Source organism: Acinetobacter sp. UBA3461, from assembly GCF_002381195.1.
GTDB classification, from domain to species: domain Bacteria; phylum Pseudomonadota; class Gammaproteobacteria; order Pseudomonadales; family Moraxellaceae; genus Acinetobacter; species Acinetobacter schindleri.
This window is the reverse complement of record NZ_DFRO01000026.1, coordinates 128,019-140,531: the sequence shown is the minus strand read 5'-3', so window position 1 is coordinate 140,531 and position 12,513 is coordinate 128,019. Positions and strand designations below refer to the sequence as shown.

Sequence of the window (12,513 nt, the reverse complement as noted above, 5' to 3'; positions counted from 1 at the left end):
TAAATAGCGTCCTTTCCTGCAGGCGCATGCTCTTTCATAAAATGCACTTTGATTTGAGGGAGACATCAATCTGATGCTGACGTACGAAATGGAATTACCTGCCCCCATATTAGTTTTAGAAGATGATATTTTCATGCAACAACGGACTGAAAAACTGTTGCGAGAACTGGGCTATACTTCCGACGTCATTTATTATGCGCAGTCAGTTAAACAGGCGCATACCTTCATTGATCAATATTCTTTTGCACTTGCCTTGATCGATCTCGGCTTACCTGATGGCTCAGGACTAGAGGTCATTCAAACCCTACATCATCTGAATGCAGAACTCCCGATTCTGGTCATTTCGACCTGCTGCACACAGAACATTATCCTTCAGGCCATCCATACCGGGGCAACAGGTTATTTTTTAAAAGAACGTGATGACTTTGAAATATTACTCTCCATACGTAATGTCATTGGGGGAGGTGCACCAATCGATCCTTTTATTGCGCAGCAAATTCTGAAAAATATTTCTTTTGAATCAATAGAAAAGCATTCAAACCTAGAGAAAAATGATTTACTCTCTAAACGTGAATATGAAATTTTAAATCTGGTCGCTCAGGGGATGAGTAATAGAGAGATTGCCGAAGCATTGTTTCTATCAAAATATACAATCGAATGTCATATCAAAAATATTTATCGCAAACTTTGCGTGAGCAACAGGTCGAAAGCTATCCATACTGCACGCACTATGGGGTTAATCTCTTAATTTTATGCCTGCTGTTTTTCTTCGTCTGTCAATTGCATGCCCAATCACCAGAGTCTTCCTCAACCTCCTGTAAAGCATACATTACAGAAAGTTTTATCGCCAAAGCAATTCCTAATAACCCTGTTGAACGACCAACAACAGGCTGGGCAAAAGTCGAGCACTTTCCTGATTTCATCAATTCACACTGGAAAGATTATAAAGGTAATGCCTGGTATAAAATTCACTGGACCTATGACTGTAAAAATAAGCCTGACCACCCCCTGAGTCTTGTTATTAGTCATATTAATATGGCTGGAAAAGTCTATTTAAACGATGATTTACTTTGGAAAGATCAATCTTTAACTGAACCACTATCACGAAGTTGGAATATTCCACGTAGCTGGCAAATTCCCATCTCTGCTCTTAAGACAAAAGAAAATACGATCTGGATATATGTAGCAAGCGCATCAATTCAGGAAGGAAATTTAGGTCATGTCCATATTGGACCTTATAACCAGCTACTGCCACTTTATCAAGAGTATCAATTCAAGCAAAAGACATTGATTTCAATTGGTTTTTTAATCAATGTAATTATTGGTATTTTTTACTTTATGGTATGGATTATATACCGTAAGGAATCAGCATATCTCTGGATCAGTGCGAATGTCTTGTTTTGGCTCGGCTATTCCCTGTTCTTTCTGCTGTATTCAACCCCACTCAGCAGTATTCAGGTCGACAGGTTGCTCGCCTGGTTATTTTCAACCTATACCTTGGTCTCCTGTGTTTCTATCTGGCGCTTTGCCAATCTGAAATTTCCTCGAATTGAAAAACTGCTTTTGTTTATATTTTTTCTTGCCACTGCTGTACTCGCAGTTATTCCAGATGAATATTTAAAACAAACTATTCATTTCTTTTTCATCCTTAATATGATTATTTTCTTATTAGAAAATTCTACTTATCCATTTTTAACTTATAAATCTAAACAAATTGAAGTGTATTTAATGGCAGGATTACATGCATTTTTTGTTCCGGTTGCGATTCATGATGCTTATCAAATCCTGACTTATCAAAATGAATTCTGGTCACCTTTTATTTCACCATTTAGTGCTTTATTCTTAGGGCTTTTACTAGGTCTGCGTTTATATCGTAACAATAAGGTGATTTCACGATTTAATAAAACTTTAAAAGACGAAATTGATAATGTGACTCAAAAACTCAGTTCATCTTTAAATTCTCAGTACCAATTAGCTTTAGAAAATATTCGCCTTCAAGAACGCGTTAATTTATCTCGTGATTTGCATGATGGTATTGGTGGTTCAATTGTTCGTTCAATCGAACTGGTGAGCCGCAATGATCATTTAGAAAAAGAAAAATTTTTATCGATTTTAAAATTATTAAGTAATGACTTACGCCAGATTATTGATCATGGTTCAAGTCTGGATGCAAAAATACCTGATAGTCCAATATTATGGGCAGCGCCAACCCGCCATCGCTTTATGGAAATTTTTGATGAGCTGCACATTGCTGCACATTGGCAAATACCAGATAAATGGAACAAGTTGCCCACACCTCTGCAATGTTTAACCCTGACACGTATTCTTGAAGAAGCACTGACCAATATTATTAAACATAGTCAGGCAAGTGAGATTAGTATCGGGCTTGAACAGACAGAGCAGGCATTAATCCTGAATATTCGGGATAATGGCGTCGGTTTTGATCCTAAATGTATTATAGAAGCCAAGCATATAGGGCTACAAAGTATGAAAATACGTGCTCAACGTGCGAATGGTACACTGAATATCCTGTCTTCAGGTCGGGGAACTCATATTCAGGTCATGTTAAGTTTTTAAAATTATTTAGGATAGTTAAACACCTATTTTAATATATCAAGACTAAGCTGCTCTTTTCCTCCGATGCTTAAATGTAGTGTGGCACAGAATGAGGTGAAGTATAGAAAGAAAATAAAATGATCTGGCATTTTCCTTTTATAATCAAGTGTTATGAACAATAAAGCCCTGTATCTACAGGGCTTACAGAAACAGCAGCTCAAAATTATTTAAAATAATTCAATGGCAATTTCAAATAAGACACACCATTGGCTTCAGGCTCAGGGAACTGCCCTGCTTTCATATTGATCTGAATTGCCGGCAGAATCAGTTTCGGCATATTTAAAGTAGCATCACGCTGATGTCGCATTTCGACAAACTCTGCTTTACTGGTGCCTTCGTGGATATGAATATTCTGGGTTTTCTGGGTGTGTACATCAGTTTCACACACATAATCATGACGCGTTGCAGGCAAATAGTCATGACACAAGAACATACGAGTTTCAGGCGAAAGCTGATACAGTGACTGTACCGAATCGAATAAAGTCGATGCACTACCACGCGGGAAATCGCAACGCGCTGTACCATAATCCGGCATAAACAGGGTATCACCTACAAATACCGCATCCCCGATCACATAGCTGAGACAGGCCGGTGTATGCCCTGGTGTAGGAATATTATAGGCATCCATTTCACCAATCTTGAAATGCTCATGATCCTCAAACAGGTAGTCGAATGGTTGCAGGGCATTAAACTGTTTTATGTCCAGATGATAAATCGCACCAAAGGTTTCCTGTACCACAGAAATCTTCTGGCTCATGGCAATTTTACCACCCAGTTCTGCCTTGAGATATTGCGCTGCAGTCAGATGATCAGCATGTACATGGGTTTCTAGAATCCACTCGACCGTTAAATCCTGCTCTTTAATATAGGCAATAATTTTATCGGCATGAATAGTTGAGGTACTTGCTGATGCCGGATCATAATCCAGAACGCTATCAATAATGGCGCAGGCCTTGGTCTCCGGATCACGTACAACATAACTGAAGGTATTGGTATCTTCGTGAAAAAAATCTTTTACTATAGGTAAGTTTGACATCATTAAGCTCCTGACCATTTACGGTGAATCCATACACCCACCAGCATTGCTACAATAAAATAGAGCACTTGATAGTGGCCCAAACCGATCAAGGTGAAACTTGGCGCCGGACAGATGCCGGCAATGCCCCAACCTGCACCAAATAAAACCGCACCGGTAATCAGTTTCTTATCTATCTGATTATTTTTAGGCAAATCAATAGGCTCATTAAATACTGTTTTCGGTTGAGCCTTACGTACTGCTTTCTGGAAAGGAATAAAGGCCACTGCAATCGCGCCCATCATGACAAAGGCCAGACTGGCATCCCAATCACCAAACAGATCCAGAAAGTCGAGTACCTTTTCAGGATTGGACATGCCCGACACCATCAGACCCACAGAGAATAGAGCACCAAATAAAAAGGCAAACACATTTTTCATTTTAGAATGCTCCTGTGATATGACGGATAATATAAACGGTGACAAAACCTGCAAACATAAAAGTCATCGTCGCGACAATAGAACGCTTAGACAGCCGACTAATGCCACAAATTCCGTGACCACTGGTACAGCCCGACCCCAAACGTGTCCCGAAGCCTACCAGCAGACCCGCCACAATCATCATCAATGGGCTGGCATTCAATTCGATTTCAGGTTGTACAAACAGACCATAAATAAACGGTGTGATGATCAAGCCTGATAAAAACCAGATCGCAGGCGTTTTAAATACAGTTTTTGGGTTTAATACCTGCCCAACCAAACCACTGATTCCTGCAATACGGCCATTGACGTACAGATAGCCGACCACTGAAAGTCCGAGCATTAAACCGCCAATAAATGCGATGAGGAAGTCATGCATGATGAATCAATCCCTATACAATATACTTTTTTATATTATATAATAAAAAATAATAATCAAGCAGTTTTATGGTAAATTGTGTAAACTGCACGGGCTACATCAAAGGTTTCGAGGACATCTATGGATATGATTGCTGCAAATGCCAAAATTGATTTTTCACAGGTCGATTTCGTCAGCCAATGCCTAAAAGTTTTAGCCAATCCTGATCGTCTGAAAATCTTATGTATCTTAGTCGACGGGGAAATGAATGTTCAGGAAATTGAAGAATCTACCGATATTCATCAACCTACACTTTCACAACAGCTGACTGTACTGCGTAAGGCCGACATGGTTGGCACCCGACGTGAGGGCAAACAGATTTTCTATCGTCTGAGTGATCCCAAGGTCTTGAGCCTGATGCAAAAGCTGTACGAGCTGTATTGCGCCAAACCCGCTTCTTAGTGCAGCCAAAAAGAAATGATCAGAAGCAGTCCGCTAAAAGCAGTAAACAGATTTAGCCATACGGGATACTGGGTGTAATAACCTTCAATAAATTCCGGCGGTCGCAGTGATGTCAACCCCCGTCGATATTGCAGGATTGAGGCGAAATTTACCAACATACCAAATACAACCACCGCAATTCCCAGCCATTGTGAATAAGCTATTTTCTGTGCATAAGTGTCTGGGTCCACCAGTTGCACTAGCAGGTTGGATTTTTCAATCACAAAACCAAAAGCAATTAATGCCAAACCACTCCGGTTCCACGCCAGAGCGGTTCGTTCCAAAGCAAGCAGTACCCGTGGATCATCCAAATTTGACATATCTTATCTGCTCTTCATGCTTAGCCTATCCACCAATGTAAATCTGGATCTCAATCATGTATAGGTATTTTAAGTAAAAATCACTTTTCTATCATGTAGTTAAAATATTATTGTTCAAAAATTTCCTTGACGTCCATCGCCAGACCTTGAGCAGATTTAAATTCACCCTGATTATTTTTCCAGGCCATCGACGGTGTGGAGAAAAAGCCGTATTTCCCCATTAGGGCCTGGTTGGCATCAATTTTTGCAGCAATTTCGACAGGAATCTTTTCCATTTTCTTGAGCTGCTTTTTGCCTTTATTCTGGTTCATATCGTTAAAAACTGCCGCTGGATCTTTCGACATTAACAATGTTGCCACCTGACCACGGCTTTCTTCGCGGATCACACCGACCTGAATATGACGCAGCTGTACCTTGCCTGATTCGACCCAAGGCCGGGCCGCCTGCCAGAATTTATAGCAATATGGACAATTTGGATCGGAAAAGACATAAACCACCCGTGGTGCATCTGGCTTGCCGTCCTGGATCCAGGTCGATTTTTCCAGGGTTTTCCAGACATCGTCCAATACCGCTTTTTTCATATGCTTTTCAATCTGCTCATTGGACAGGCTTTTCCCTTGTGCATCAAACAGTTCGCCCTTGATATAATATTTGTCATCGTTGGAGATAAATACCGTATTGGAATACTGGTCTTCATGCCCCACCCAGCCGGTCATTCCTTGCGGTGCCGGAATCTGTTTTACAAACACAAAACCCTGTTGTTCAATATGCTGTTTAATATTTGCCTTCGTGTGCATGCTCATGATCAGGAACATACCTGCACCAAGCACCTGGTAAATTTTGTTCATACTAAGTTCTTCCGTTTTTTAAGGTTGATCTGAAATTCTGTTTAAATATTGCTGCAACATGGCCGGACTGAGTTCCCCCATATGCCGCTCGACCAGCTGGCCTTGAGCATTAAAAAACAGCGTCGTTGGCAAGCCAAAACTATTCAACTGCTGGGGGAGTTCACCATATGGATCCAGCAGGACATGTTTAAATTGAAACTGATGTTTTTTTAAATAGGCATTTACAGTTTCAACCTCCTCACCCTGATTGAGCATGACAAAATTCACTTGAGGATGTTGCTTGGCTGCTTTGGCCAACACCGGCATTTCGCGATGACACGGCGGACACCAGCTCGCCCACAAATTAATTACCGTAGGCTGGCCAATGAATTGGCTGAGTGAAATCTTGTCTGTACCCAGATGCTCCTGTTCTAATCCAGCAAAGACTAGATCAGGAAACGCTGCTTCAGTTTTTAGACTGGATTTGAACGCGAGCCCAAGCCCGATCCAGAGTACAAAGATGATCAACAAGATGGCTTTGAATCGGGTCTGCAACTGTCTGTTTCGAATGACATACCACAAAGCACCAATCAGCACCCCTCCCCATAAATGGAAACCTTTGTCCTGGATTTTCAGTATGTCGATGGGTGCTGCAAAATACAGCTCGGCATTAAGCAGGACGAAAACAAGACGCGCACCCAGCATCCCCAGCAAAAAACTGCTCCAGAGCAAATCCTGACTTTGTCCAAGCAGCCGTTTAGACCATGAATACTTTCTGGCTAATCCAAACAGCACGGCAGATAACAGCATCAAGCCAGTGGCAACAATTATGAGTGTCCAGGGCAACATCAAAGGTCCCAGATGTAGCGCATCACTTGAAATCATCATGGTTGTTCCCCTTGCAGTTGCTGCAATTTACCGAGCAAATGTGTTGCGCTAAAAGTTCCTGTCAAGCGCAACTCGCGCTGTTCCTGATGTGCTGCATTTAAAAATATAAAGGTGGGCGGACCGAGGATTTGCCATTCTTTTAGCAGCTCATCCTGACTTGGATGATAGTGGGTCAGGTCTAATTTGATACGAACCACATTTTGTAAAGCCGTCTGGACATCACTACGTGGAATCACTTCCTTTTCAATCGGTTGACAGGCCACACACCAGTCTGCATAGACATCAATCACCACTGGCTGTTCGCGATGCTTGGCTAAAACCTGTTGCAATTGTGCGGCTGTGCTGACCTTCTGCCATTCAAGCCGTGATTCCACATGGGCGACCTGTACCTGACTCCAGACATGATAGAGCTGCATACCTCCTGCATAGACCAGTAAACCACTGAGCAGCATCAGGACTATTTTCGATACAGACCGATGCACATGGGGCAGCATCTTGAACAAGAAATAGCCGGAGCAGATGATCAGTACCACGCCCAAAAGGCTCAGGTATAAAATGCCGGGCAATAGAGGGCGGGCAAAATACAAGGCCAGGGCCAGCATGACAAAACCAAAACTAAACTTCAGGCGATCCATCCAGATGCCAGGCTTGGGTAAAAGATGGGACCCAAATACGGCAGCAATAAATAGTGGCAAGCCCAGCCCAAGGCCTAAGACGAACAGATAACTGGCTCCCAGCATTGGTTGATTAAGCTGAGACACATAGATTAAGGCACCGGCCAACGGTGCACTCATACATGGCCCGACAATCAGTGCCGCGATCATGCCCATAAGACCAGCACTAATCAACGTGCCACCCTTCTGCTTTTGCTGCCATTGATCCAGACGCTGCAACATGCCTTGGGGTAAGGACAGCTGAAATGCTCCGAACAGATTAAGTGCGAACAAAACAAACAGAATACTGAAAATACTGATGAATACCGGACTTTGAAACCAACGCTGAAAACTGTAACCGAGCTGTGCCACAGCAAGTCCCATGACCGCATAGACCAGTGCCATACCCAAAACGAAAACCAGCGCAATCAGTGCCGCACGGTAGCCCCGGTGCTGCTGGACCAGAATACCCGTTAAAATTGGAATTAAAGGTAAAGAACACGGTAAAAATGCCAGCAGAATGCCAAGCCCGAGAAAAATCAGAGCATTAATTAACAGACCTTGTTCTGACAGCAGACTTAAAAAATACTGGTCATTGTTCCACTGGCTATTCATGCCTGCTGACGAAGTTTGATTTTTAGGGTCTGCAATAGGCGGGTCATTTTTCTCTGTTAATTCCACCTCAGGCTGCACCACAGGTTCAGAAACTGCAGCGACTTGCATTTCCTCTACCTTTTCTTCAGCCAGCGCTTGATTTGTACTTGGAGTTTGCTCTATAGCTTGGAGCTCATCTTTCTGAGCAGTCAGAATCTGTTTGTTTGCTTCTGGCTGTGCAGTACTGGCCAGCAGTTTTGGGGTTTTGCTCAAGTTTTGCGCTGGAAATAAACCATCTACATCAGTTGTTATTGTGGTGCGTTGCACCGGATAACATAAACCGCTTTCTGCACAGCCCTGCCACTGCACCGCAAACTGCTCGTTGGGCTCAACATTCAGATTGGTTTTGACTTGCCCATAATGCACCTGAGTCAAACCGAAATTGGGGTCGTCTTTGTCTTCGGGTTTGGGCAGTGCCAACTTGACTGGGATCTGCTGATGAGACACTTTAAGCTGGTCATGATACAGATAATAACCCTCTGCGATTTTCCAGCTAAGCTCTACCTGATCCTGACTTGTAGAAACCACCTGAAACTGAAATGCCTGATCTGGTGGTAAAAAAATCTGCATATGCAGTTCCCGGCATGATTCCACCGCCGATCACGGCACCCAATATCCACTTCAACATCCAGCTGATCTCCTCCTGTTAGGACTGCATTATTGAAAAACTAAAATTAAAGCAACATTAACAGCCCAAATCATTTATAAAATAATGGCAGTTTGATCAGGATGTTCTATGTTTATTGTATTGGTTGAGGATGATCCCTATATCGCACAGAGCATTTGTGCTGCTCTGAACTATCTGAATATTTCAGTAGAGCATGTCAGTCACGCACGTGCTGCGGATTATTTTATCCGGCATACTGCAGTCGATTTGTATTTACTGGATTTAGGCCTGCCGGATCAGGATGGCCTGGAGCTGCTGCATAGCTGGCGACGCGACCAAATTGATCTCCCAGTACTGGTATTGACGGCGCGGCTACGGACCAATCAGTGCGTTCAGGCCCTGAATGCCGGTGCCGATGACTACCTGACCAAACCTTTTGAGCTGGAGGAACTGATTGCCCGGATTCATGCCCTCACCCGTCGCCACCGCGGCTTTGCCTCGAATACACTGCAATTTGATGAACTGGTTCTAAACCGGGATACCCAGACTGTGACCTATCAAAACCAGGCCGTGAATTTATCTCGCCGTGAATTCAGCCTGCTGAAAACCCTGATGAGCCACCCCAATCAGATCCTGAAAAATGAACAGCTTATTGATAAGCTCTATGGTTTTCAGGACGCTATCGAGAGCAATGCCCTGAATGTACACATTTATCACCTGAGACAAAAACTGCATCCAGACTTGATTCAAACCGTTCGCGGTGTGGGATATATTTTCAAACCGTTTGAGCAGCGTCATGTTTAGTCACAGCTTGAAATGGCGTCTGGTCATGAGTCTTTTGGCCGTGTTTATTGTGCTGTGGAGTGCAGTATTTTCATGGCTGTATATTGACCTGAAACAGCGTTTACAAGACACGCTGGATCAACGCTTATCGGCATCTGCGCAAATGGTTGCCTGGCTGATTCAGCAATTACCGCTAGATAGTCTGGGGGATGCAACCTTATCCAAATTAGCCAAGAATGATGATGCAAACCAGTTAATTGCCTGTGAAGTCTCGCTTTTTAGCTCTGACATCTCGTTAGGTAATCAGGTAATTGCCAAAACACGCGGTGCCCCCCAAAATTTAAGCCAGCGACCAGAAGGATTCAGCACCTGGCAGAAGGGTGATACGGAATGGCGCAGTTATGTCCTGCGTCGTGGTGATATTCAGGTGGTGGCGGCAGAACGCATGTTCTTGAGGGATACCTTACTACAGCAGATTCTACAGTCCGTACTGGTTCCCTTAGTCTTCTCACTACTGATCTGTATTGCCTTGATCATCTTTATTATCCGCAGACAGTTCCGGCCTTTGGATCAGCTCAGTCAATACCTGAACCAGAAAGACCTTAGCTATTCAGAGGCGGCAGATTTTTTAATGCAGCTCAAGCCTGCAAGCATCCCTCAGGAAGTACAGCCTTTTGTCAACAATTCCACGCAGTTGATTCAAAAACTCAATGACAGTCTGCAACAGGAGAAAGCCTTTAGTGCCTATGCTGCACATGAATTACGCAGTCCCCTGACTGCAATTAAAACCCATGTACAACTGGCCCAGCTGATCGGTCAGCAGCAGCACCTGCCTGAATCCATTCAGCATAATTTGCAGCAGGCCAATGAGAGTATCCGGCGTTATACGCTGTTACTCGAGCAGCTTTTATTGCTGACCCAATCAGAAAACAGTATCCAGGCAATGCCTGAGGCCATCTGGCTTCGCCCTACACTTGAGAAAGTTCTTGCAGACTTAGGTACACGCTATCCAGAAATGAACAAAAAAATACAAGTAAACTGGGACAACTTGGGCGAAATTCAGCTGCCTGAATTTGTGCTGTATACGGTACTGAAAAATCTGCTTGAAAATGCCCTGCTGCATGCACAGGCTGCCCATATCTGGATTTCCATGCAGCCTGATTGTCTGGTGATTGAAGATGATGAACAACAACTTATAGCAGAAGATCTTCCATATTTAGGACAACGCTTCTGGCGAAAATCTGCTCAGCAGCATGGCCATGGTCTGGGACTGGCATTGGTTAAAAGCTTGCTAGGTAATTATCAATACCACCTTGGATTTCAGCAGCGTCAGCCAGTAGGACTGACCATCAAAATTCGACGATATATTCAAAATTAATTTGAATTTAATAGATCTCTTTTATAAATCAAAAAATGATCGTGCTATTTATCTTTAAATGGATACTAAAAGTGTCTTCTCTCTTTGGGATAAGAAACACTGCCTCGCAACAGGATGAGCGGGTGGAAAGCTCTTCCTAAGGAGCCTGTTTCGCAAATCTTCTATGGAGAAGTAATTGTCTTGATAGTGATTAAACATAATTTATGAAAGACTCTAATAATCATGCAAACATAAAATTCTTAATTTCCCCCTAAAGCTGAAGTTTTATTTTCTGTTATTTAAGTTTGAGCACTTGCTCCCATGAGGATCAGTATCAATACATAGATCAAGATTTTCGCCAGCTGAAAGCTTTATTATTTTGTCCAGATGAAGTTCTGCTTTTTTAACCTCTATAGTGGTTATAGCGCTCAATTAACTCAAACCACGTTTAATCCTATTTACCACACAAAAAAGGTCTAAGTTTTAGCTTTTGGCACTTTTTATCTACTTTATCACTGTCAATCTATCTCAGTCGTTTATATGTCCCCCACATTCTAATTTTTACTTTAATTTAATGATTCAGGTTCCGCATTCAAAATATCCAGGCAATAAAAAAACCCCAGTCATTGACTGGGGTTTTTCGTATCTGGCGGAAGCGGTGAGATTCGAACTCACGGAGGGGTATAAGCCCTCGTCGGTTTTCAAGACCGGTGCATTAAACCGCTCTGCCACGCTTCCATGTGCGCCATCATACGGAGCTTTTTCTCACCTGACAAGTGAAAATTACAGTGAATGCAATCAACTGCATATAGTTTCATCAAATCCTTACAATCTGGCTGCCAGTTCAGCACCTTCACGAATCGCGCGTTTGGCATCCAGCTCTGCCGCCAGTTTGGCACCACCAATAATATGATACTTAGCTATAGTTTTTTGACCTTCAACAGGCATGATTTCTTTCACTGATTCCTGACCGGCACATACCACAATCGTATCTACGCGTAGCAATTGGTCATGTCCATCCACTTCAATCCATAAGCCTTCATCAGTAACCGACTTATACTGCACACCCCGCAGCATGCGTACACCATGTTTTTTCAATTGTGCACGATGTACCCAGCCTGTGGTTTTCCCTAGACCAGCACCAAGTGGTGTGGTTTTACGTTGGAGCAGATAAATTTCCCGGACTGGTGCTTCAACCTCCGCAGGCTGCATTCCTCCTTCAGTCACATAATTTGGATTTGGGTCTACTCCCCATTCACGCTTCCATTCATCTACAGGTATTGGATGGGGTTGCAATGGCGGTTTTAGCAAAAATTCAGATACATCAAAACCAATCCCTCCTGCACCAATCACGGCAACTCGATCTCCGACAGATGCTCCATTCAACACTTCGGTATAGGACAAGACCTGTGGCGCATCACTACCCGCAATCTTCAAGGCGCGTGGTACAACGCC

The 12,513-nt window shown here is 43.1% G+C and carries 13 protein-coding genes and 1 tRNA gene; 5 read left to right on the top strand and 9 right to left on the bottom strand.

The features are described from left to right. Positions 1–73: 73 nt before the first annotated feature. Complete coding sequence (locus B3D47_RS06740) at positions 74–748, top strand: response regulator transcription factor (RefSeq protein ID WP_286860795.1); 675 nt, start codon at positions 74–76, stop codon at positions 746–748. Beyond that, the gene (locus B3D47_RS06735; protein ID WP_228722195.1) at positions 658–2,577 is read left to right on the top strand and encodes a sensor histidine kinase; all 1,920 of its coding nucleotides are present in this window, start codon (positions 658–660) and stop codon (positions 2,575–2,577) included. Before B3D47_RS06740 ends, B3D47_RS06735 begins: the two co-directional genes overlap by 91 nt. A gap of 202 nt (positions 2,578–2,779) precedes the next feature. On the opposite strand, the gene B3D47_RS06730 is transcribed toward B3D47_RS06735, so the two are convergent. Genes B3D47_RS06730 through B3D47_RS06720 form a run of 3 tightly spaced genes read right to left on the bottom strand, consistent with a single transcriptional unit; the run spans position 2,780 to position 4,489 of the window. Further along, positions 2,780–3,652 (bottom strand): MBL fold metallo-hydrolase, encoded by an 873-nt coding sequence (locus B3D47_RS06730; protein WP_163172731.1) that lies wholly within the window; start codon positions 3,650–3,652, stop codon positions 2,780–2,782. A gap of 2 nt (positions 3,653–3,654) precedes the next feature. Next, the gene (locus tag B3D47_RS06725) at positions 3,655–4,071 is read right to left on the bottom strand and encodes a DUF6691 family protein (RefSeq protein ID WP_004893727.1); all 417 of its coding nucleotides are present in this window, start codon (positions 4,069–4,071) and stop codon (positions 3,655–3,657) included. 1 nt (position 4,072) lies between these two features. After that, positions 4,073–4,489: a YeeE/YedE family protein gene (locus B3D47_RS06720; RefSeq protein WP_004810628.1), complete on the bottom strand. Its 417-nt coding sequence runs from the start codon at positions 4,487–4,489 to the stop codon at positions 4,073–4,075. Between the two features lie 120 nt (positions 4,490–4,609). Between B3D47_RS06720 and B3D47_RS06715 the strand changes: the two genes are divergently transcribed. Beyond that, on the top strand, positions 4,610–4,930 hold the full coding sequence (locus tag B3D47_RS06715) for an ArsR/SmtB family transcription factor (RefSeq protein ID WP_286860790.1): 321 nt from the start codon (positions 4,610–4,612) through the stop codon (positions 4,928–4,930). On the opposite strand, the gene B3D47_RS06710 is transcribed toward B3D47_RS06715, so the two are convergent. The 4 genes from B3D47_RS06710 to dsbD form a co-directional block, all read right to left on the bottom strand. Further along, entirely contained in the window at positions 4,927–5,289 is a 363-nt protein-coding gene (locus B3D47_RS06710) for a YidH family protein (RefSeq protein ID WP_286860788.1), read from the bottom strand. The two genes, B3D47_RS06715 and B3D47_RS06710, sit on opposite strands and share 4 nt — an antisense overlap. Before the next feature lie 107 nt (positions 5,290–5,396). After that, entirely contained in the window at positions 5,397–6,137 is a 741-nt protein-coding gene (gene dsbG / locus B3D47_RS06705) for a thiol:disulfide interchange protein DsbG (protein ID WP_286860786.1), read from the bottom strand. A gap of 18 nt (positions 6,138–6,155) precedes the next feature. Continuing rightward, positions 6,156–7,004: a TlpA disulfide reductase family protein gene (locus B3D47_RS06700; protein WP_286860784.1), complete on the bottom strand. Its 849-nt coding sequence runs from the start codon at positions 7,002–7,004 to the stop codon at positions 6,156–6,158. Beyond that, complete coding sequence (gene dsbD, locus B3D47_RS06695) at positions 7,001–8,881, bottom strand: protein-disulfide reductase DsbD (protein WP_286860782.1); 1,881 nt, start codon at positions 8,879–8,881, stop codon at positions 7,001–7,003. Before dsbD ends, B3D47_RS06700 begins: the two co-directional genes overlap by 4 nt. A gap of 166 nt (positions 8,882–9,047) precedes the next feature. Between dsbD and B3D47_RS06690 the strand changes: the two genes are divergently transcribed. Continuing rightward, positions 9,048–9,722, top strand: a complete 675-nt coding sequence (locus B3D47_RS06690) for a response regulator (RefSeq protein WP_286860780.1) — start codon at positions 9,048–9,050, stop codon at positions 9,720–9,722. Beyond that, positions 9,715–11,079, top strand: coding sequence for a sensor histidine kinase (locus B3D47_RS06685; RefSeq protein WP_286860778.1), 1,365 nt, complete (start codon positions 9,715–9,717; stop codon positions 11,077–11,079). Before B3D47_RS06690 ends, B3D47_RS06685 begins: the two co-directional genes overlap by 8 nt. Before the next feature lie 626 nt (positions 11,080–11,705). On the opposite strand, the gene B3D47_RS06680 is transcribed toward B3D47_RS06685, so the two are convergent. Both B3D47_RS06680 and B3D47_RS06675 read right to left on the bottom strand, forming a co-directional pair. Then, a tRNA-Ser gene (locus tag B3D47_RS06680) sits at positions 11,706–11,796 on the bottom strand. 87 nt (positions 11,797–11,883) lie between these two features. Beyond that, positions 11,884–12,513: FAD-dependent oxidoreductase (locus tag B3D47_RS06675; RefSeq protein ID WP_286860776.1), on the bottom strand; the 630-nt coding region annotated here is incomplete at its 5' end.